The sequence below is a fragment of the Vibrio rumoiensis 1S-45 genome, assembly GCF_000286955.2.
Taxonomy (GTDB): Bacteria; Pseudomonadota; Gammaproteobacteria; order Enterobacterales; family Vibrionaceae; genus Vibrio; species Vibrio rumoiensis_A.
This window is the reverse complement of record NZ_AJYK02000032.1, coordinates 24,124-45,958: the sequence shown is the minus strand read 5'-3', so window position 1 is coordinate 45,958 and position 21,835 is coordinate 24,124. Positions and strand designations below refer to the sequence as shown.

Sequence of the window (21,835 nt, the reverse complement as noted above, 5' to 3'; positions counted from 1 at the left end):
CCACCACCAGGGCACGCAATTCTTTATTGCGATGCGCCTAACTCATTAGTTAAGACACCATCTTCGATACCGCTTTCGCCATACCTAAAATTTTTCACCCGCAGTAACAATTTAGCTTTGCTGCGAGAACGAAACGTACTTTACTTGACTGATAATTTGAGTCAACAACAAATTTTGTAATTTTGATTCAAACGATTAAAAATCGCCCCAAGCGGTTATAAAACACTCAAAAATTCGTTCCGCGAACATCATTATTTTTGTTTTACAAACCTTTGCCCTATGTTTGGCATGTAAGCCCAATGATGATCAAAAATATTCATTAATTCTGGATTGCCATATTTCGATAAACTGATTGCATGAAAACGGTTCTTTTTTTGCTTCAGTTCATCGACTTGCTTGATGAGCTCTTTAGATTGCTTTGGCGCTATAAAATCCGATAAGATCACCACATCAGCTTGTTGATATTTGGCTGTTTGCATTTGTTGTATTGCCGCACTAATGGCTGGTTCTAAATCGGTTCCACCGTGGAAGGTATACGATAAAAAATCACTGGCCTCGCGTAAACCATCTTGCTTGGTAAGCTGATAAGTCACGTAATCGGTAGAGAATAAAACAACAAAACACTCTCGATCTTCTGCTAATGCGATTTGCATCAAAGCAAAAGCAATCGCTTTAACGCATTGTTCAGGAAAACCACGCATTGAACCTGAAGCATCCACACAAATAATAAAAGGCCCAATATCGTCTTCCGCTTTGGCTGGGTGTGGTTCCATCGCTTTTACTTTTCTAGAAGTACGTACTTTGCCTTGCATTTGATAGTTCATTAATCGCTTATCAATAAGATGCTTGTAGAACACGACTTCTAGTTCGGGGTAAGCGAGGAATAACAACTCATTAGGAAGCAACTTATTCAGATCATCACTTTCATGTATGCCAACAATATCATCAGTTGCCTGCTGTGATGATTCTTCTTCGTACTCTATACCTTGAGTGTATTGTGGAGGTTCATTGGGGTCAGGATCTTGCTTAGACATCCTCCCGAGGGTTTCCGCGATTTCTTGAAGCTTGGGATGTTTTTTCAAAAAATCCGCTTGTGATTTCATCACCGACCAATCGGTTTTAGATAAATTCACACTGGTCATATCCCACAAACGGCCAGCAATAGATGACGTATCTTGAGGGGCATCCAAGTTATCCATCTGTTTTAGCATTTCTAAGCGTTGATAAAGTTCATCTAATTCTTGCTGCTTTTCTTTCTCTAAAGCTTCTTGCTGCACCTTTTTGACGCTTTCAGTGATACTTTTATACCATTGATGACAAAAGAAATGCGGCAACATCGGGTTGATTCGAGCATTAGGCTCATTCACCAAACGATAGGCTTCTGGATAAAACGCTGAAAGTGGTTCAAGTTTCACAACCAGTTCATCGATTTCAAATAAAAACTGCTCTTCATTCCAATGAATGACTTCTTGGTACAATGCCAATTCGGTTTGAAGATCTTCGGATTGTGCTACTTGCTTAACCTTACTGGTTACTTTGTTTTTCCATTTATCTAATTGATTTCTTACTAATGTTTTAATGTTTTTATTTTGTTCAACTAATGGCATTAATTGAGAGCGCCCCATCAGATCATGAAACGCAGCCTCAACCATTTCTGCATCAGCCAATAAAACGGCGATGTCAAGTGCATCAATTCCTAACATAAAGAGTTCTTAACCTTAGTTATTCGAAAGCTTCATCAAGTCGATTCACTTTATTAACAGCCAATTCACTGTCTTCTTGAAGTTTTGCCACTAACCCGGTGAGTTCTTGTAAGCTGGATTCCACCAACAATGGTAAAGATTTATCAAGAAAACTGTGTGGAAGACTGGCATGAAATTCCGATTTAGCACTTCTAATTTCAAACTCAGATTCTTTTAAAGATTGGTTCACTGACAGTGATGTTGTATGCCAATTTTCTAAAACCGATTTATCGAAACCTTGGTTCGTCGCTAATGTCACTGCAATGGCGCGATTAGCAATGTCTTTGATCACCAATTTCTGACTAACATCAACTTCAAAGTGGAAACGGCATAGTGTGGTTTTCTTATTTACAAAACCATAAGCATCACCACCGCCATCTTTGATTAATTGCTCTAATTCTTTATAAGGTACATAAACCCAACGGCTATCACCAGTGTCATGATCGGTGACGGATAGATTGCTTTGAAGTAAGACCAGCTTAACCAGATCAGAAGTATTACCCACTTGATAACGTTTGGCATGCGATAAGTTGTAGTGGTATACATTTTTTCGACGAATAGTCCCTTCAGTATCTGCCGACAACACCATAGAAAACTTATCGGTAATAGCTTCTTCTAATTGAGATAACTGATTTTGTTGCAATTCAATATCTTGACGAATTTTTGTTTGGTTGTAGGCATGATCACTAGCAAATGAAGAAATGCATTCTCGAACAGTTAAACGTGAATGAGGTGAATTCCATAAGCAATCTTGCAAGAGCATCAAATCTAATGCATTGATTTCATCGCGACCATTAAAATACGCACTGGCTTTTAATAGTTTAACGGCTTTTTTCCAACGTCTATCCGAAACATACATATCACCGGGGGGCTGGCCCTCTTGGCTTGGTGTGTTTTCTTTTGCTTCAATCATGATTTTAAGTTGAAAGAGTTTTTCAAACATGGCTTCCGATAAATCAAGCTGATCTAATTCTTGTAGCCATTGATGGTATTCCTCATCCTTAATTGCCAACCCTTCAGGCACTCTGGCCTCTTGCGCAGTTCCAACCGTTAGCATTGAACGAAAGTTTTGTTTATTTTGAATTCGGTTAATGAATACTCGAACTAACATACGATCATATAAAGCTTCTAACCCACTGTCTTCTGTGGGCAGTTCGTTAGATGCTGAGATAAGCAATCGCATAGGAACCGGTTCGACATCGCTGCCATTTTTGAATGTCTTTTCATTCACAACCGTTAATAAAGTATTAAGAATTGCTGGCCCGGCTTTCCAAATTTCGTCTAAGAAAACCACTTGTGATGTTGGAAGGTAGCCATCGGTTAAGCGAACATAGCGCCCATTGTCCTTTAGCTCTTGAATGCTTAATGGACCAAACACCTCTTCTGGGGTAGAAAAGCGCGTCATCAGATATTCAAAATAACTGCTGCTCTCAAAAGCTTGGATCAAACGTTTGGCGATCAAACTTTTTGCAATCCCTGGAGGACCAAGCAAAAATACACTTTCACCAGATAACGCCGCGAGAAGACAAAGTTTGATAGTGTCTTCACGCTCGTAAACACCATCAGACAATGCTTGAACCAATTTATTGATACGCTCGGATAATAATGAACGTTGTGCAGACGTTCGAGCTTGTGCGCTTTCCATGCTTTTCCCCTAAAACCAATTGATAGTATTACTTTCGCTTATTCTGAAACAAAGGTGAATACTTTTCTTACGTTAGATCAATATGATTGTTGATTTTAGCGTGCATTTTGAGCGCCCAATTGAATTGTTACCGAATAAATCTTTTCAAATAATAGTCTCAATGGCAGTATGGAAATCTACTGAGTTAAAGGACCATTGCGCTTTATGGATAAGCAGACAATACATAAATGGAAAAACATTGAGTTGGTAGAAGAAGACGCTCACTTACCCAATGGAAAGATCATTCGTCACACGACTATTGTCCATCCAGGTGCCGCCGTTATTCTTCCAATCACAAAGAACGGCCAGATCATTTTATTAAAACAGTTTCGTCCATCGTTAAATAAATGGATTCTGGAGTTGCCGGCAGGAACTATTGAGAATGACGAAGCTCCAATTGAATGCGCTCAACGTGAACTCACAGAAGAAACAGGTTATCTATCGGCATCGCTTCATCCATTAGGGCAATGTACACCGCTTGCTGGATTCTGTGATGAAATTCAACACCTCTTTGTAGCATCGGATCTCACAAGAACAGAATCATTAAACTTGGATGATGACGAAGTTATTGAGGTCATTGAAGTGGATCTTCACACCATCGAACAATGGATTCGAGATGATGAAATTACCGATGCAAAAACCATCACTTGTATTAGCAAAGCAAAATTATGTGGCCACTTCGATTAATTATAGTGACTTGATCATGAAGCACATTCGGATTTAAACATTGAACACTACGACGCTTTATTCAATATCCTCTTCAATTTCATAAGGAATACATCATGGATTTTCGTTCTGACACGGTAACACACCCTACTGAAGCAATGCGTATCGCTATGGCCAATGCCATTGTTGGTGATGATGTTTACGGTGACGACCCAACCATTAATGCTTTGGAAATGTGGGCAGCAGAACGTCATGGCTTTGAAGCGGCCATTTTTACTTCCTCTGGCACTCAAGCCAACCTGCTTGGTTTAATGTCTCATTGTGAACGTGGTGAAGAATATTTATGTGGTCAACAAGCGCATAACTATAAATTTGAAGGTGGTGGTGCGGCAGTGCTAGGGTCGATCCAACCTCAGCCGATTGAAAATGAAAGAGATGGTACTATTTGTCTGAAAAAGCTAAAAAAAGCCATTAAACCTGATGACATTCATTTTGCTCAAACAAAACTACTAAGCTTAGAGAATACTATCAATGGTAAAGTGCTTCCTTTAAGTTACTTAAAAGAAGCTCGTGAATTTGCTAATGAGCATAACCTTCAATTACACCTTGATGGTGCTCGCGTCTACAATGCAGCGGTCGCCCTAAATGTCGATATCAAAGAGATCGCTTGTCACTTTGATTCTATGACCATTTGTTTATCTAAAGGGTTATCTGCACCTGTAGGCTCGTTATTACTCGGCAATAAAGCGTTTATTACCAAAGCAAGACGTATCCGTAAAATGTTAGGTGGTGGTATGCGCCAAGCCGGTATTCTTGCCGCCGCGGGTAAACTGGCTTTAACGGAGCAAATCGATCAATTAAAAGTTGATCATGCGAATGCTCAAATACTTGCTCAAGGCTTAAATACATTACCCGGTTTTGAGGTGAACTTAGAACAAGTTCAAACCAACATTGTCTTTACCAAAGTAGCTGAACATATCAACACGGCTCATTTACAGCAAAACTTACGCAAAGATGGCATCATCATCAGTTCAGGCAATCCACTACGATTTGTTCTGCACAATGATATCACTCAAGATGATGTTCATACTCTGTTAGAAAAACTGGCAATGTATAGCGCTTAATTAATTAGCAAACATGCATCTAACACCACAACGGCTTTGCGTAACGCTTTTCATCATGCAAAGCCGCTTTATTTTTCATAACCAACAACCTAAAAAGGTTACACCGTAACCACAATGTCCAAGCTACACCACAAAAGCTTGGTTTTACTTAGATATGCTTTCCGTAAATAAGTATACTATTCCAATGGAACACTCTATTCATAATGCACTTACCTAATTTAAGAGTGCATTTTTGTGGCTTGGGCAAAATGTTATTTAATGAAACGTTAAGTTGGAAAGACTGTGAATTCGGTAGCGGATAAAAAACAAGGTCGCCGTAGCGCACAAGAAGCAGAGCAGACAAAAAAAGCAATTTTAAAGATTGCCGGACAGTTATTCTGCCAATTTGGCTACAAGAAAGTATCGCTAAGGCAGATCAGTGAGCAAGCCGGTGTATCTCATAGCCTCTTGCGCTATCACTTTGGAAGCAAAGAAAAAATCTGGCAACACATCAGTGATGATATTTACCACTATTTCCAACAATACTTCCAATTTATCATTGAATCTTTACCCGATGGGTTACCTGCAAACATTCAACTTTATAAATTAATGAATCGTGTTTTAGCGTGCAGTTTGCATGATCCACGAGCGATACAATTTTTAGCAGATGCGGTTAGACAAGAAAAGAAAATGGTCAGTTACTTTCTAGAACCAAGTAAACGAGACCATCAACTAATAGAAAGGCTTTTTAACCAATTCAAGCAAGACTTCCCAGACTCCCCACTCACTATTAAAGCTTTGCGTTGGCAAACGACGATTTATAGCCATGCGGGGTGCACTTTACGACCATTAATGGAACATGCTTTTGATACAGCAGATGATCAAGATGCTATGTTTAAGCACTGGCAACAGTTTAATCACTTACTTAGCACCCAATTACACATTCCTCAAGAACAGCTGGAACATCCGAGCTGTTTAAGTGAAATGATCGTCATGCCACCAGCAGAACCCTGTAATACTTAACGGCGCTTACCACGCTGCTTATGAATATTCAGCTTTGCTTTGAGCTTACGTTTTTCTGAAGATCGAGTGCGTTTGGGTGCCGTTGCTGCTTCCTCTTCAAAAGTCGGCTCATAGCCCGGCAACCACTGTTGAGGTAACCGGGTATCCAATAACGTTTCAATAGCATCAAGCAAATATTGTTCTTGTGGGCACATTAATGAAATCGCTTGTCCCACTTCTCCTGCTCGCCCAGTACGCCCGATACGATGTACATAGTCTTCAGCTTGAAATGGTAGCTCATAGTTCACAACATGCGGTAATTGTTGAATATCCAAACCTCTTGCCGCGACATCCGTCGCTATCAATGCCCTAACTTTGCCTGATTTAAAATCATCTAACGCTTTTTGTCTTGCTCCTTGGCTTTTATCTCCATTAATAGAAGCGGCCTCTATACCATCTAATTTTAGCTCTTTTGCCAAAGAATCCGACGTTTGTTTAGTCTTAGTAAAAACCAAAACCTGTCGCCAATTTCTTGAACCAATAAGATAAGAAAGCAATTCTCGTTTACGGGACTTATTCACTGGGTAAACCATTTGTTCAACCAAATCCGCGGTACTATTCTCCGATGCTATTTGTACTTCAACCGGATCTTTTAACAGTTTATAAGCCACTTCTCGAATACGCTTAGTAAAGGTCGCAGAAAAAAATAACGTTTGTTTCTCATGACTCATTCTGCGTAAAATCCGCTGTAGATCAGGCATAAAGCCCATATCCATCATTCGATCTGCCTCATCTAACACAAGGGTTTGTGCATTGTTTAGATGAATATTCCCCACAAATAAGTGATCAAGCAAACGACCAGGCGTCGCCACCACAATATCCGCACCAGAAGACAAATGCTTAGTTTGAACGCTCATGCTGGTTCCACCATAAACCACCACTATCTTAAGGCCTTGATTATATGATGTTAAACTTTCAAATACTTGTTGAGCAAGCTCGCGCGTTGGCGTTAGCACTAATGCTTTTACACATGCTGCTTTAGATTTAGGCGTGTCTATTTCATCATTTTCAATAACATCCGTCAGTGTTTGTGCATCCAAGATTTTTTGAATAATTGGCAATCCAAAAGCCGCCGTTTTCCCTGTACCGGTTTGCGCACTCGCAATGACATCCTTACCTTGTAAAACCAAAGGAATCGCTTCAGATTGCACTGGTGTTGGTTCGGTAATGCCAAGCTTGCGAAGTGTTTCGAGGATAGAAGCAGATAAACCAAGAGATTGAAACGACATAGATGAACCTAAATAATACAAAAATGAAAAATAAACACTTCAGAGTAAAGTGTGGGTATACCCAGTTTACCATTCAATCTAGGCTCTGATGATACTTTTTGACTCTATCGTTTTTACAATGTTGAATTACGCTTTACAGCAACGGCTACTGTCTACATTCAAATTTGTTTCATCCCACCACCTTATTTGAGCTTGTGGAGAATGAAGATAAATGGTTTCTCCAACCAGTGGAGTTATCAGAGAAATAGGTTTTCGTTTGGTTTCTTCCATTAAATCTTGCATTGGCTCATCCCATTTATGGGTGAATAATTCATAAGTGGACCAATGTACAGGAAACAAACTTTTTGCTTTAACATCATGAAAGGCTTTGAGTGTGTGTCTTGCTTGCATGTGTCCCCAATTCTCGACAGGAAAACCTCGCCCTTTTTTGACATTCGCGGCCACTTCCATAAAGGCAACATCAAAAGGCCCCATTCTCTCACCAATTTCTTTGAAGTGTTGACTATAAGCACTATCACCACTGTAGAATACCGACGCATTTTGACTACGAATACACCATGATGCCCATAATGTTTTGTTCGTATCAAAGCCTGTTCGTCCTGATTGATGATTCGCTGGTGTCGCCGTGTATGTAACGCCATTAATAGTTACCGCTTCCCACCAATCCAATTCTTTTATTTTTGACGGTGCAACCCCCCAACGTTCGAGGTGTTCGCCCACGCCTAATGGCACTAAAAAATAAACCTTCTTATCGGCATAAAACTGCATGGTTGTTTTTTCTAAATGATCATAATGATCGTGAGATATAACGATGACATCTGGAATAGGCAAGCTTTCTCTTGCGGTAGGAACATTCACATTACGTTTAAAAAAGAGTTTTACTATATCTGGAGAAGCATGTTCGAAGACGGGATCAATTAAAATTCGTTGTTTTTCAATTTCAAGAAAGACGTTTGAATGACCAAGCCAAGTGATACGAAGTTCATTACTGGCTTCTTTCAATTTATCCAAATTCAAGGGCACGTAAGGAAGTTGATCTTTCGGACGAAGTTGACGCCTTGCTACGGTGTATTTCCAAAAAGTTTGAAAGGATGATTGATGACTGAATTCTTTAGGAAGTTTAGAGATGGCCTTGCCTTGATGAAATTGTGCTGAAGATAACATCCTATTTTGCCGCTTCTGGCGACTTCGCAATAACGCTTTTTTATGTATGCTTGCAATGGATTTTGGTTTGAAAACGCCACTACGTGCTTTTTCTGCAATGTACATTAACGTATTTGTCATAGCCTCTGGCCTATCTACATTTATTGATATCAATATAAAAATGAATCGTGATAGCTAATTGTTATCAAGTTTAGACTGGCGTAGATTTCAGATGAATGAACATTCCTTTTCATTTTAAAGACAAGTTCCGAAAACAAAAAAGCGATGTGCCACTTGTGTGGGACATCGCTTATTGAACGCCGTTTAGAAAAATATGAATCGTTTATTGCAGCTTATTGAGCTCGGAATTCAGTTGTTCTAATTTTTTATTATCTTCCGCTAACTTTTCTTTGTACTTACTGACCTTATCAAATTTTTGATCTTTCATCGCTTCTTTTAGATCATCTTGATGCTCAGACATGTCATCTTTCACATCGTCAATCTTACCTTTTAAATCATCACTTAAGCCATCCGTTGTACAATGCTCTTTCGCATTTTGAAGTGCTGTCGTTAACCCTTTTTCTTTATGGCTATTATTATTTTGTTTTGCCAAGTCTAATTGCTTTTCAATCTGGCAAATTTTTTCTTCACAACCTGTCTTATCACTGCAATCTTGCGCAAAAACAGCGCTGCTCGCTAAGGTGAAAAAAGCGGGTAAAAGTAATGATGTAAGTTTCATAATATCTCGATACTGAATGTAAAAGAAATTGACTATAACGCTACCTCCGTACTAATACTATGTGTTTATCCCCTTCTTACTACGCATTATCAATTAAATACGCTATTATCCACGTCGCTTTAAATTAGACTCATACCTTGGAGATCTCTATGTCATCTGGCACCCACCAGAAACCAAACCGCCCTGCTCGCTCGACGAGCAAGTCAAGCCGCTCTGCCACTAAAACATCACAGCAGAGAAGGTCTCCATATAAGAATAAAGACCCTTCTTATTCAAAAGAACCGAAACCCGCAGGCTTGCATGCTAGAAATATTCACAAAGGCCGCTATGATTTCGAAAAACTAGAAAAAGCCAATCCCAACTTAACGCCATTTGTAATTTTAAACCCTCGCGGAGAAAAGTCGGTTAACTTTAGTGAACCCAAAGCGGTCGTTGCATTAAACGAAGCGCTTTTAAAAGCTCATTATGGCGTAGAGTTTTGGCAAATCCCTGAAGGCTATTTATGCCCACCTATTCCAGGACGTGTCGATTACATTCATTATTTGGCGGATCTTTTAACTGAGACTGTGAATACATTACCCGAAGTCTCTTCGGAACTTGATGAATTGGCCGAAGAAGACATAAAAGGCTCTGCAAATCATAAATATTCGGTATTAGATATCGGTGCCGGTGCTAACTGTATTTATCCTATTTTAGGCGCGACAAGTTACGACTGGAACTTTGTAGGTTCAGATATCGATCCTGTTTCGGTTAAAACCGCACAATTATTAATTCAGGCAAATAGAAAGCTTAAAAACAAAATAAAGCTTCGTCTACAAAATGACGCCAACTGTATTTTCTCTGGCATCATCAAGCCTCAGGACACATTCGCTTTAACCATGTGTAATCCTCCTTTTCACGAATCATTAGAAAAGGCAACAGAAGGCAGTTTACGTAAAGTTCGAAATTTGAACAAAAGTAAAGACTCATCATCAAAGTCATCGTCAATCAAAGCTGATGGTAAGCCCGTGTTGAACTTTGCTGGAACTGAAAATGAATTATGCTATGAAGGTGGTGAAATTGCGTTCTTAAAGCTTATGGCAAATGAAAGCTTAGAATTTTCAGACCAAGTGTGTTGGTTCACGAGCTTAGTTTCAAAACAAGAAAACGTCCCATTATTGGAACAACAAGTGAAAAATCTTGGGGCAAAACAAGTGAAAGTGATCCACATGTCGCAAGGGCAAAAAATGACACGCTTTGTTGCGTGGACATTTTTATCAGCCGAAGAGAAAGCCGAGTTTTTTGACGCAAGATAGATTTATGTCAATACCAGCAGCTTATTCATTCTTGCCGATTAAATTAGTAGCCTAAATATAGTGAAAATAAAAACGCCCAACTCACACAAGTTGGGCATTTCGTTTATACAGTAATTAAACCATTATTTTGCGGCACGACGCGCAGCAACGGCATCGGATAATTGACGAAGGACTTTTTCAGTATCTTCCCAGCCAATACAAGCATCTGTGATACTTTGACCGTAATTAGCAACCTTACCATCGACAAGATCTTGGCGACCTTCATTAAGATGACTTTCGATCATCACACCAAATATCGCATCTTCACCCGCAGCTAGTTGTGCAGACACATCATCTGCAACCACCATTTGGCGCTGGAACTGTTTAGAGCTGTTGGCATGGCTGAAGTCGATCATAACTTTTTGGCGTAAACCTTGTGCTTCAAGTTGAGATTTTATAGCGCTAACATGTTCAGCACTGTAGTTAGGCTCTTTACCACCACGAAGAATGATATGACAATCAGGATTACCTGCCGTTTCAATGATCGCAGAATGACCATATTTGGTCACCGATAAGAAATGGTGAGAAGCACCCGCTGAACTACAAGCATCGGTTGCAATCTTAATGTTGCCATCTGTACCATTTTTGAAACCTACAGGGCAAGAAAGGCCTGACGCCAATTCACGGTGAACTTGAGATTCAGTGGTACGAGCACCGATAGCTCCCCAGCTGATCAAATCACCCACATATTGAGGCGTGATCATATCAAGAAACTCACTGGCTGTTGGCATACCGGCATCGGTTAAATCCAATAGTAATTTACGACCAATACGTAAACCATCATTCAGTTGATAAGTATCATCAAGGTAAGGGTCGTTGATTAAGCCTTTCCAACCAACCGTGGTGCGTGGTTTTTCAAAATAAACACGCATCACCACTTCAAGATTACCTTTCAATTCTTCACGTAATACCGCTAAACGTTGACCGTATTCAAGTGCCGCTTCGGTATCATGAATCGAACAAGGGCCGATCACAACCAGTAAACGATCGTCTTTATCTTCAAGAATATTGTGAATAGCTTGACGAGATTCAAACGTAGTGCTGCTTGCTGTTTCCGTTGCTGGAAACTTCTCTAAAACGGCCACTGGTGGTAAAAGTTCTTTAACTTGCTTAATTCTTACATCATCAATTTTTTGCATAACGACATTGTCCTTGTAGTGTGAGTGCTTTGAATCAAAATAAAAATTATTGGTATAAAGTAGCCAATTCAAAAAGCACGTAATCATGTTCCTTATGGTTAACTTATCCTTAGAAAATCAGAACTTCAATGATTAATTGCCTTTAAAAGTCAGTTTTTCAATGAATGTAACTTTCATCAAGAAGTTAACACGCTGTTTATATGACCAACTTTGCTTTCTAAAAGTGCATTAAATGTTGCTTTTCACACTAATAAACATAAAATGGTGACCTATATCACACTTTGTTTGAGCCGTAGAATTCTATGTTGTATTATTTCCTGCCTATTCTTTTGGCCAGCTTTGTTTTAAGTGCATGCACACCTAAAACTCAACAACCTGTCGATCTCACAATCAATTTATATGGTTTAGAGCAAGATACATCATTAACAAATAGCAAAACTATCACGGTGGATAGCCGTACTCAAAGTGCAGATATCACACTGGTTTCAGCGTTTAACCAATCCAATGCTAACGTGGTAAATAACTACAATTACGTTTATGCGCTTAACTCCGGTGAAGGTTTACAAAACGCGCCACTTCTAGCCAGTAACTTGCCAATTGTCGGTATATCTTCAAAACAAGAAGTATATGATTTTGCAAACAATAAAACCCATGCGAAAGTGTATGTCAAAGAGGTTTCAGGACAAAAGGTAGCGTTTTTAGCTCTGATTGATTTAGACCGTACCAAGCATGCAACACCATCAAAAAGTGATTTAGATAAGCTAGGAGCAACGATTGATCGTGGCTCAATAGAAGGTTGGAATAAAGTGGTGTTAGTTAGCCAATACTCACCAAGTACAACCGCAGCGGTATTGCAGCAATTAAAAGGCATTGATTTAGCAATTACACTAGGCCCTCAAAGAAAAACAACTCAGATTGGAAAAAGCTGTTTAGCTGAGTTTCCTTTTGGTGATGACGTTCAACTGCCTATCAAAGCATCATTTTCAGCCAATGGTTATACAACTCAATGTCATTGGTAACGCAGTTATTAGGTTTTCAACCATGAATAATGCCCAAAATGAACATCAATCTAAACGCTTCACATCCAATATGTACACGTAAAAGCCCTCAAGTGATTTCACTTGAAGGCTATAACTTTTAAAATAGTTCGGTTTTTATTAATTCTAAATCATTAAGACACGAGTTCAACCGCTTCACGAACTAAACGCCCGATTTCATCCCACTCTCCCGCTTCAATCATTGCTGGTGAAACCATCCAAGTTCCACCACAACAAAGCACGCGATCTAACCCTAAATAATCATTCACATTCGCTTTACCAATACCGCCTGTTGGCATGAAAGACACATCAACATAAGGGGCAAGCAAGGATTTAAGCATGCTCACACCACCAGAAGCTTCGGCTGGAAAGAACTTTAAGAAAGTTAACCCTAATTCTAGCCCTTGCTCTACTTGGCTTGGATTGTTCACACCAGGAACTATCGGAATATTTTTTTCTTGGCAGTAACGAACGGTATTCGGATTCAAGCCCGGCGAAACGATGAATTCAGAACCTGCCGCCATCGCTTGATCAACTTGTTTGGCATTGAGCACAGTACCCGCACCAATACACAGTTCAGGATACGCTTCTCGCATTAAACGGATAGATTCCGCTGCCGCTTCTGTACGAAAGGTGACTTCCGCAACCGGTAAGCCGTTCTCTACTAATGTTTTAGCAAGAGGCACCGCTTGTTCTACATTATTTATCTGAATGACAGGGATCACTTTGTAGCTTTTTAGTTTTTCGATCAATTGAGTCGACATATCCTATTCCTAATCTATTTTATTTACAGTAATTGTTGCATCGCGCTAATCGGCATAATGGCACCAGCATGTTGAATCACTTTTGAAGCAAGCTGATGCCCTAAGGTTGCAGATTGTGCTGCACTGTTACCACTTAAGCGACCCGCTAAATAACCGGCAGCAAAGGAATCCCCTGCAGCGCAAGTATCCACTACTTTTTTCACTTTTTCCGCACTCACCAAACTTGCTTCGAGCTTGCCGGTTTGTAACCCTGTGACGACTTCACAAGGCTCACAACCACGCTTTATTGCCACTTCTTGACAACCCATTTCAATACAGCGTTCAAGAACCGATTGACCTTCTCCCCACACTAAAAAGTCATCGTCTTCTGTAATTAAGGCAATATCCACTAATGGCAATATTTTGCTATACCAATTACGGGCAAGCTCTGTCGACCAAAGTTGAGCACGATAGTTATTATCAAATACGACCTTTCCACCTTGTTGCTTATGTAAAGTAAGCAATGCAACTAAACGTTGTTTGGAATCATCTGATAAAATTGCAAGACTGATCCCGCTAATATAAATAACATCCAAGGCATGATTGTTGATCGCTGTTTCTAATGGAGATAGCCCACGCTCAAAATATTGCTTAACGGCGCTATCGCTGCGCCAATAATTAAAATGACGTTCCCCATTATCATCATTTTCAACCAAATAGAGCCCTGGCATCTTATCTTCAAAATGCGTAACCAAATCAGTACAAATGTCTTCCGATTGCCATGTTTCTAACATTGACTGTGAAAGAGAATCAGTGCCAAGTGCAGTGGCGTAATAAACATCAATTTCACGAGATTGCCCTAAACGAGCTAAATATAAAGCAGTGTTGAGCGTATCTCCGCCAAATGTGCGTTGTAAAGGATAGCCACTAAGCTCCACCATACACTCACCAAAAAATGCAATTTTCACAAGCTACTCTCTGTTGGTTTGTTTTAACTTTCAATTTATTTAACTTACTCAAAACGAAAATGATCGACATATTCAGATATTAAAAAAGCACTGACTAATCAAACTACAAGCCAGTGCCTTTATTTACTACCAATCCATTCGTTAGTTTATTTAACGATTGACGGTTTTGTTTTGTTCAATGTTGATGTTTGTGCTTTCACATCAGCAGCATCTGAATCGCCACCTTCCATTGCGCTGCGCTCTTCATCTAACATTGCTTTCGCTTGTGCTTTAGTGACCACATTGGCTGGTGTACATAAACTCACCACTACCCCTGCGATTAGAGCAAACAATACAGAAGGGATACATGGGTTACCCCAGAAGGCGGTCCAATCCGCATTAAACATCACCGAAATTGACGCAACTGAAGCTCCCAACAGCGTCGCAATTGCACCCTGCCAGTTATAACGATTCCAGAAGCGTCCCAACATTCCACACACAAACATGCCAGACATGACGGTTGAAATCATTTTGGTAATGTAGCTAATAATATCGTTAGACGTTAAGGCAAACAGAAGTGCAAAACCAATCACGATCACTAAAGATAGACGTGAGTACAGCACCATTTTATTTCTTGGTGGCACTGTGCCAGTAAACATGATGTAAATATCACGAAGCAAAATAGAAACACCGGCAATGGCATCTGAACTTGCACTCGACATTGTGGCTGAAAGCCCGGCAATTAACACAATCATACCTAAACCAACAGGTAATACTGTGGCAGCTACAAATGGGAACGAGTAATTAGGGTTATTTAATTCTGGATTAATTGCATGAGCTGACATACCAATAATTGCCGGAATAATGGAGAAGAACAGGTACAAAATACCCGATGCCATGAATGAACGACGGATAGTTTTCACATCTTTACCAGAGTAAATACGTTGGCGGAATGATGGTGTTGCTAATACACCGACACCCACGACAGTCGCCAAAGAAATTGCTGGAATCCAACCCAATTTATCAATCGCAAATAAGCTCGTCGCGGCTTGATCCATGCCGTCATATAAGTGATCCAAACCACCGATATAGTTAACGGACATGACAGCCATTAGAATAAAGCCTGCAAATAAAATGACAGCTTGAATCGTATCAGTCCACACGACTGCGGTGTAACCACCAATAACGACATAAATAGTAAAGGCAGCAGCTATAATGATTTTGGCTGTGGTTAAATCAATGTCCGCAATCCAAGCAAGGTATAAACCCCCACCCAAAATATGCGCACCTAACCAACCAATGGATGCGACAAAAATTAAAACGCCCACTAAGTTTTTGACGGTTTTATTCGCACCCACATAGTAAGCCAGTTCTTCACTCATGGTCATAAAATTCATTTCACGAACCGGAGCAAACCAACGAGCAAGCAAAATGATACCAATAGCACCACCAACGCCGTATAAAGCACCAGCCCAGCCATTCGCATAACCAAAACCTACCGCTCCCATACTCGAACCAGTGCCTACCATTGTCGCAACGGTCGTCCCTAGCACGAGGAATAATGGTAGACCTCGTCCGCCGAGTAAAAAGTCTTCGCCAGATTTCTGATTACGGGAAACAAACCACCCTAGCCAGATTAAAAATACTACATACACACCGAAACCGGTGAGAAACAGTGTACTGTGCATGACACACCCCTTATACTGATTCACTTCATTATTGGACATCCACTGTCTTCTTTGACTTAGCCAGTGCTGTTCAGGATTGACTGTTTATTCAGTCTTTTATTGCTTTATTAGCAGGCTGGTTCGTTGCCAGCCTTTTCTTTTTTACTACTTTTATCGCCCGCTTTATTAAGCTTTCTTATGAACACTTTTCTCGTATATTCGAATGAAGTCATCACACCAATGGCAGCTTGATCGTTTTTATAACCACCATCGGCGTTACGGCTTATGACTTACATGCTTTCACGTTATAACGAAAAAAGTGTGCAAGAATTAAGCGCGGTCTTTGCGATAACACGTCACATCCACTTCAACTTTCACATCAACCACTAAGTCACATACCATACAGATACGAGCTGGTGGGTTTGCACCAAAGAATTCTTTAAATACTTTGTTAAAAGATTGGAAATAACGAGAATCGGTTAACACTACTTTTACGTGAACCACATCCTCAAGGCCGTAACCTGCTTCTTCCATAATGTTGACGCAGTTTTGGATCGCTAGACGAGATTGATCAACAATGCCACCTTCAACTACTTCACCATCTGTCATTGGTGTTTGACCTGAAACGTATAGAAAACCGCCTGCTTCAGTTGCACGTGCAAATGGTAAATGTTGACCACCAGTACCTGTACCACCTTCTACACCGTAACGTTTGATAGACATATTTTTCTCCAATTTATAACTTATGTATTTAACTAAACTGTGTCTCAACTATTGTTGATGACGATATAAAAAACGACCATGTCGGTGTTTACTGACCTTGTCATTTGAATAACTGACTTGCCCATTAACCATCACGCAATGAATACCTTTTGCCGCTGCGATTGGGTTTTCGAATGTGGCTTCATCTTTGATCTCTTGAGCATCAAATAAAACCAAATCCGCGTAAGCGCCTACTTTGATTTCACCTCTATCAGCTAAGCAATATCGCTTGGCAGACATTCCCGTCATTTTGTGAACAGCTTGCTCAAGAGAAAATAATTTTCGTTCACGACAGTAATGCGACAGCACTCTTGGAAATGCGCCCCACAAACGTGGGTGAGGATGAGGATCATTAGGTAAGCCATCTGATCCCACCATGGTTAAACGGTATTTCAATACACGTTCGACATCCGCTTCATCCATGCAGTGATAAACAGCTCCTGCAGGTTGTAGCGCTTTTGCTGCATCTATTAAAGGCAAACCCATATCACAAGCGATATCTTTTAGCATTTTGCCCGCGTATTCTGGTTTGCCTTCTGACCAAGTAATAAAAATATCAATTTCTTCAGTAACTTGATTTAAATCTAACGTTGAAGAACTGGCTGAGTAGGGATAGCAATCACAAGACACATCTTGATGCTTGGATGTTCTTTCCATTAAGTCGATCGTTTCTACCGTTCTACCCCAATTGCCTGCCCCGGCGCATTTCAGATGTGAAATCACTACTGGAACTTTGGCATGCTTTCCTGTGCGGAAGGCTTCATCCATTGCTTCTAATATTTGTTCGAATTCGGTGCGCATATGTGTGGTGTATATGCCTTTATACTCTGCAAGCTCTTCAGCTAATTGCATCACTTCTTCTGTCGGGGCCGATTTTGCACTGACATACGCTAATCCAGAGCTAAGACCCAATGCACCTTGCTGCATAGCTTCACGCAACTGCACTTTCATTTGAGCAATTTCATCACTTGAAGCGGCGCGGTATAAATCATCCATAACGTTATTACGTAACGTAGTATGGCCAACTAAACCGGCTACATTCACAGCGGGCTGCGCTTGTTGCACAGCATGAACATATGCCTCAAAACTTGGGTATTTAAAATCTTTGCGCTTGCCAAGTAAGTTCATCGGATCCGGTGGATCGCCAGCCAACACTGCAGGTGATGCGCTGATTCCGCAGTTACCCACAATCACTGTCGTGACACCTTGACTGATCTTAGGTAAACATTCAGGAAGACGGATAACATTAGTATCGTCATGGGTATGTACATCGATAAAACCAGGCGCTAACACCAACCCTTTTCCATCAATCACTTGTCCATATTTCACTTTGTCGTTCTGAGCTAACTCACCAATCGCTGCAATTCGATCTCCATTGACCGCGACATCAGCGAAATACGCCTTTTTTCCTGTCCCATCTACAACTTGAACATCTTTAAAAAGTATCTCGAACGACATGTTGCCCTCTTAAATCAAAAAATAAATATCGCTTTAAGTTGCTAGAAATTAATCACCTAATCGCTGTCGATCATCACCGCCACGGTGGCTGTCTAAGGCTAATTTCAAACGACGTAACTTATCTCGCGAGCGACTTTTCTTGCGAATCGCCACTTCCATTGCAATCACATCAATCAATGCCATCATGGCGTAACGTGAAGCAGAAGGTTTATAAATAAAGTCGCCTTCGTTATTGATGATCGGTAAAGACACATCACTGATCTTGGCCAAAGGTGAACCTGCCGGAGTAATAGAAATCACCTTCAACCCGTATTGCTTGGCTATCGACGCAGGCTCGACCACCTCGGTGGTGTAGCCTGTGGCTGAAATCACCACCAACACATCATTACTGTCTGCCGTTGAAGCCACCATTCGTGCCAGTAAACCGTCGTTATATGCAACGGTCGCAAAGCCTAAACGTACCAAACGATATTGAAACTCTTGGCTCATGACGGTTGAGCCACCCCCCATACCAATCGAGATAATTTGTCGAGCATCTAGCAAAAAATCGACGGCTTTAGTCACGTCACTTTCATTGACCAATTTACGATTGGTATCCGCCATGCTTTTAATGGATTCGTAAATACCTTGATAACCGGTGGTTTCTGGTGGCTCAATAATAAATCGTTGCCCAACCGCTAAAGACTGCGCTAACTTTATTTTGAGGTCTCGGACATTGATGCAGCCTACCGCTTTAGCAAAACGCGTAATGGTTGCTTCGCTAACCCCGGCTTCTAGTGCCAACTCTGTAATGCTCGCTTTCGCTGACATTTCCAAATCATCAACCACAAGTCGTGCTACTTTCTTTTCAGCTTCACGTAATTGTGGAAAGCATTCCGTTATTTTAGAAACAATGTCGACTTCAGTGGTCATGTCACAGCCCTCTTGATGGTGAGAATGTTAGTGTGTGTCGCTAAACTAAAAAGTGAGAAACCACACAAAAGATAAGAATATGTATGATAGTTTCTAACATAAAAAATAGAAAATAAAGATTTACTTGTTTTAAATTAATAGCTTAATAAATGTTACTTATCAAACAGGAAAACTAACAATAAAAATAAATGTTAGTTATTATCATGGCAGATAAAATCATCGCTAATAAAGAAAGGGCTGAATGAATGAATACCATCGGAACAAAAGGTATCTGGGCACAAGAAAACCCACAAGGTACTTACAGTCTCATTAATGAAGAAATCAGCTTGCCAGCAGCGGTTATCAAGCAGTCTGCGCTGACGAATAACTTAAATTGGATGCAAAAATTTGCAGATCATCACCAAGTAAAACTTTCTCCTCACGGTAAAACAACGATGACTGCCGATTTTTTTACCGAGCAATTAAACGCAGGCGCATGGGGTTTAACCATCGCAACCCCTGCTCAAGCGCAAGTCGCAGCTAACGCTGGCGCTGAAAATATTATTATGGCGAATCAATTAGTTGGCAAAGCCAATATGGCTATCATTGCGAACTTAATAACAGAGAAGCAAATCAATTACTTTTGTTGCGTCGATTCCATCGCCAATGCACAGCAACTTAATACATTCTTTGAAACACGCAACATGAAGTTAAACGTTTTGATTGAAATGGGGGTTATTGGTGGCCGTTGTGGTTGTCGCACACCACAAGAAGTGGAAGAGCTTGCACAATTTATTGCCGATGCTTCTGCGCTAGAATTACACGGTATTGAAGTCTATGAGGGGGTGATTCATGGTGATCATGCCGAGCAAAAAATTCGTGATTTCTTAACCACAACAATCAATTTGGTGAAAACGTTCAAACAACAAGGGCTGATCCAGCAGAGCTCGCCTATCATTACCGGTGCAGGTTCTGCATGGTATGACATCGTGGCTGAAACCTTCAGCGCTCATCAAGATCTAACCCCTATCATCCGCCCTGGTTGCTATTTAATCCATGACACAGGTATCTATCAAGATGCACAAAATGCCGTAATGGCACGCGCTCAAAATAATTCTGGTTTTGCTTGTGAACTAGGCGGTGATTTAAGTTCTGCTTTAGAAGTATGGGCGTATGTTATTTCTCGACCAGAAGCAGGCACAGCCATCGTCGGTATGGGAAAGCGTGATGTTGCTTTCGATGCTGGCTTACCGATTGCAGAGCATGGTTACCGCAATGGCAAAGCGATTTCAATCCAAGGGTTAACATCCATCGCCGTTATGGATCAACATACTTTCGTCACAGTAGCAGACGATTGTGACTTGCAAGTCGGTGATTTGATTGCTTTTTCAACATCTCATCCTTGCCTAACCTTTGATAAATGGCGATATATTGCGGTGTGTGATGATGATTATAATGTGACACGCTGGGTAGAAACCAGTTTTTAAACATTACAATATGTCCAAAGCAGTTGCAGTGAAGCGACGAGTAATAGAGGTAAAGTAGAAATTAATACTACTCAGACAGAATTCGCAGCAACTACATTAAAGCCAGTATTCACAGGTAATACTGGCTTTTTAAATTTAAGTAGTGTGTTAAACGCTTGCCTTTGTTACATCAATTTCGCCTCACACACTATTTACACGAATTTTTTGATAAATGCCGCTTTAATGTCTGGCTTGGTTTTTCACCAAAATGTTGATAATACTGCCCCGCCATTCTTCCTCTAGCCGTAATACCTAACTCTGTAGCAACCGATTCAATACTGCCAGTTTGGGTATTCACTAAACGCTGCCGATAGGTAAACATTTGTTGTAGCAACATAAATTGCTTTGGCGTTACACCTATAATATCGTTAAAACCATCGCGTGCTGTTCTTTCCGACATTTGGTACTCATTCGCAACCCATTGTATTGCCTGTTTGGTGTTCAGTGTTTTACATATTTTAACAACAAAATCTCGCACAAAGTTTTTACGTGGAATTCGGCTTCGTCCTTTTAAATTTGAAGGTCGCATTGGTGGCGTAACATCTCTTAACGCACTTTCAAAATCTTGTTGGTAAGCCTCTAAATCATCGTGTAACGTCACTATCGACTTAGATAACATTACTGGCATGCTGGTTGAAGCAAGCAACTGGAAGTGTCGGTTATTTGGGCTTAAATCGTAGATTAAGAAAGAGCTCGATTGCTCAAGCTTAGATTGAATCAAACACGGCGTTTCAGCATTTGCTAAGCCTATTTCTCCAATTTCAAGTGGGTATGAATTAAAGAACAAACCTGTTTTTTGTGGGATCACTGCAATGATCTTTTTACCGCGAGGAATACTAAAAGTGGTAAAAGCACTTTGAAAGTTGGCTTGTTTTATAATGGGAAGATGTGTTTTAACTGAAAACGGCAACGTTACGTCCTGCAGATGTAAACCCATAAGGTTTAACTCACGCATTGTATTTT

General features: G+C 40.4%; 19 protein-coding genes. 6 read left to right on the top strand and 13 right to left on the bottom strand.

The features are described 5' to 3' along the window. Positions 1–251: 251 nt before the first annotated feature. Together viaA and A1QC_RS04695 are read right to left on the bottom strand one after the other, a co-directional pair. Entirely contained in the window at positions 252–1,703 is a 1,452-nt protein-coding gene (gene viaA, locus A1QC_RS04700; protein ID WP_017025763.1) for an ATPase RavA stimulator ViaA, read from the bottom strand. Between the two features lie 19 nt (positions 1,704–1,722). Next, complete coding sequence (locus A1QC_RS04695) at positions 1,723–3,387, bottom strand: ATPase RavA domain-containing protein (RefSeq protein WP_017025762.1); 1,665 nt, start codon at positions 3,385–3,387, stop codon at positions 1,723–1,725. A gap of 204 nt (positions 3,388–3,591) precedes the next feature. Between A1QC_RS04695 and A1QC_RS04690 the strand changes: the two genes are divergently transcribed. The 3 genes from A1QC_RS04690 (at position 3,592) to A1QC_RS04680 (ending at position 6,218) form a co-directional block, all read left to right on the top strand. Further along, complete coding sequence (locus A1QC_RS04690) at positions 3,592–4,113, top strand: NUDIX hydrolase (RefSeq protein WP_017025761.1); 522 nt, start codon at positions 3,592–3,594, stop codon at positions 4,111–4,113. Positions 4,114–4,208: 95 nt separating this feature from the next. Next, positions 4,209–5,216 (top strand): low-specificity L-threonine aldolase, encoded by a 1,008-nt coding sequence (ltaE, locus tag A1QC_RS04685; protein ID WP_017025760.1) that lies wholly within the window; start codon positions 4,209–4,211, stop codon positions 5,214–5,216. 282 nt (positions 5,217–5,498) lie between these two features. Next, positions 5,499–6,218, top strand: coding sequence for a TetR/AcrR family transcriptional regulator (locus tag A1QC_RS04680; RefSeq protein WP_017025759.1), 720 nt, complete (start codon positions 5,499–5,501; stop codon positions 6,216–6,218). Here the strand turns inward: A1QC_RS04680 and A1QC_RS04675 are convergent. From A1QC_RS04675 to A1QC_RS04665, 3 genes are all read right to left on the bottom strand, one after another. After that, a complete protein-coding gene (locus A1QC_RS04675; protein ID WP_017025758.1) occupies positions 6,215–7,486 on the bottom strand; it encodes a DEAD/DEAH box helicase in 1,272 nt (423 codons plus the stop codon). The two genes, A1QC_RS04680 and A1QC_RS04675, sit on opposite strands and share 4 nt — an antisense overlap. 126 nt (positions 7,487–7,612) lie before the next feature. Further along, a complete protein-coding gene (locus tag A1QC_RS04670; RefSeq protein ID WP_017025757.1) occupies positions 7,613–8,770 on the bottom strand; it encodes an MBL fold metallo-hydrolase in 1,158 nt (385 codons plus the stop codon). Positions 8,771–8,972: 202 nt separating this feature from the next. Next, complete coding sequence (locus tag A1QC_RS04665) at positions 8,973–9,368, bottom strand: DUF1090 domain-containing protein (protein WP_017025756.1); 396 nt, start codon at positions 9,366–9,368, stop codon at positions 8,973–8,975. A gap of 149 nt (positions 9,369–9,517) precedes the next feature. Here A1QC_RS04665 and rlmF point away from each other — a divergent pair, with 149 nt between their 5' ends. Beyond that, the gene (rlmF, locus tag A1QC_RS04660; RefSeq protein WP_017025755.1) at positions 9,518–10,663 is read left to right on the top strand and encodes a 23S rRNA (adenine(1618)-N(6))-methyltransferase RlmF; all 1,146 of its coding nucleotides are present in this window, start codon (positions 9,518–9,520) and stop codon (positions 10,661–10,663) included. 122 nt (positions 10,664–10,785) lie between these two features. On the opposite strand, the gene aroG is transcribed toward rlmF, so the two are convergent. Next, positions 10,786–11,841 carry a 3-deoxy-7-phosphoheptulonate synthase AroG gene (gene aroG / locus A1QC_RS04655; protein WP_017025754.1) on the bottom strand — a complete coding sequence of 352 codons (1,056 nt, stop codon included), beginning with the start codon at positions 11,839–11,841 and terminating at the stop codon, positions 10,786–10,788. 302 nt (positions 11,842–12,143) lie between these two features. On the opposite strand from aroG, the gene A1QC_RS04650 reads away from it, so the two are divergent. Beyond that, positions 12,144–12,860 carry a hypothetical protein gene (locus A1QC_RS04650; RefSeq protein ID WP_017025753.1) on the top strand — a complete coding sequence of 239 codons (717 nt, stop codon included), beginning with the start codon at positions 12,144–12,146 and terminating at the stop codon, positions 12,858–12,860. A gap of 152 nt (positions 12,861–13,012) precedes the next feature. Here A1QC_RS04650 and A1QC_RS04645 read toward each other — a convergent pair whose 3' ends face one another. The 6 genes from A1QC_RS04645 to A1QC_RS04620 all read right to left on the bottom strand — a co-directional run bounded on the left by A1QC_RS04645 (position 13,013) and on the right by A1QC_RS04620 (position 19,367). Further along, a complete protein-coding gene (locus A1QC_RS04645) occupies positions 13,013–13,642 on the bottom strand; it encodes a bifunctional 4-hydroxy-2-oxoglutarate aldolase/2-dehydro-3-deoxy-phosphogluconate aldolase (RefSeq protein WP_017025752.1) in 630 nt (209 codons plus the stop codon). Positions 13,643–13,665: 23 nt separating this feature from the next. Beyond that, a complete protein-coding gene (locus tag A1QC_RS04640) occupies positions 13,666–14,589 on the bottom strand; it encodes a sugar kinase (RefSeq protein WP_026025900.1) in 924 nt (307 codons plus the stop codon). 146 nt (positions 14,590–14,735) lie between these two features. Beyond that, the gene (locus A1QC_RS04635; RefSeq protein ID WP_017025750.1) at positions 14,736–16,256 is read right to left on the bottom strand and encodes a sodium:solute symporter family protein; all 1,521 of its coding nucleotides are present in this window, start codon (positions 16,254–16,256) and stop codon (positions 14,736–14,738) included. A 309-nt stretch (positions 16,257–16,565) separates the two neighbouring features. Continuing rightward, the gene (locus tag A1QC_RS04630) at positions 16,566–16,958 is read right to left on the bottom strand and encodes a RidA family protein (RefSeq protein ID WP_017025749.1); all 393 of its coding nucleotides are present in this window, start codon (positions 16,956–16,958) and stop codon (positions 16,566–16,568) included. Positions 16,959–17,006: 48 nt separating this feature from the next. Continuing rightward, positions 17,007–18,455 carry an N-acyl-D-amino-acid deacylase family protein gene (locus A1QC_RS04625; protein ID WP_017025748.1) on the bottom strand — a complete coding sequence of 483 codons (1,449 nt, stop codon included), beginning with the start codon at positions 18,453–18,455 and terminating at the stop codon, positions 17,007–17,009. A gap of 48 nt (positions 18,456–18,503) precedes the next feature. Continuing rightward, positions 18,504–19,367 (bottom strand): MurR/RpiR family transcriptional regulator, encoded by an 864-nt coding sequence (locus A1QC_RS04620; protein ID WP_017025747.1) that lies wholly within the window; start codon positions 19,365–19,367, stop codon positions 18,504–18,506. 245 nt (positions 19,368–19,612) lie between these two features. Between A1QC_RS04620 and A1QC_RS04615 the strand changes: the two genes are divergently transcribed. After that, positions 19,613–20,833 carry an amino acid deaminase gene (locus tag A1QC_RS04615; protein WP_017025746.1) on the top strand — a complete coding sequence of 407 codons (1,221 nt, stop codon included), beginning with the start codon at positions 19,613–19,615 and terminating at the stop codon, positions 20,831–20,833. A gap of 187 nt (positions 20,834–21,020) precedes the next feature. On the opposite strand, the gene A1QC_RS04610 is transcribed toward A1QC_RS04615, so the two are convergent. Further along, positions 21,021–21,827 carry a helix-turn-helix domain-containing protein gene (locus A1QC_RS04610; RefSeq protein ID WP_017025745.1) on the bottom strand — a complete coding sequence of 269 codons (807 nt, stop codon included), beginning with the start codon at positions 21,825–21,827 and terminating at the stop codon, positions 21,021–21,023. Positions 21,828–21,835: the final 8 nt, after the last annotated feature.